Source organism: Neisseria sp. P0021.S007 (assembly GCF_051956855.1).
The window spans coordinates 1-622 of sequence record NZ_JBQCXA010000718.1; the positions used below are offsets into that span (position 1 = coordinate 1).

General features: G+C 39.2%; 1 protein-coding gene. It reads left to right on the forward strand.

The genetic code is table 11. From position 1 onward, the window contains the following. Positions 1 to 263 precede the first annotated feature (263 nt). Positions 264 to 622 (forward strand): phosphotransferase (locus ACTHUR_RS15575; protein WP_440399541.1); only part of this gene is annotated, 359 nt, incomplete at its 3' end.

Here is a 622-nt window from a genome sequence, read left to right on the forward strand (position 1 = left end):
CAATAAAACCCGTCAACACCTTTCGCAAAATTATTTTCAGAAATTTAACCACCACCCTGTTTTAACAGGGTTTTTTATTTTATAAAAAACTCCAACAACCTTCCTACACAATCCATACATACAAAAAAACACAAAACAAAGGCCGTCTGAATTGCTCTTTCAGACGGCCTTTTGAATTTGACCCTCGCTTTAATTTATATTATTAGCGCTTGTTTTTTGGTATGATGCTTCCTTGATTCTTTTATATCAGCCTCGAGTTTGCTATGTCTGTCTATACAAGTGTTTCCGACACTCAAATGCGTGACTTCCTTCTGCAATATGATTTGGGAGATTTTGTTTCTTTGCAGGGGATTGCTCAAGGAATTACTAACAGTAATTATTTTTTGACTACTTCAACCGGTCGTTATGTATTGACTGTTTTTGAGGTTTTGAAATCAGAAGAACTGCCTTTCTTTCTAGAACTAAACCAGCATTTGAGTCTGAATGGTGTTGCCTGCGCTGCTCCGATTGCTCGCAAAGATGGCAGACTGCATTCTATTTTGGCCGGAAAACCGGCTTGTTTGGTTACTTGTTTGAATGGCTCGGATACCGGCTGGCCAACTGAGGCTCAATGCTTCCATAC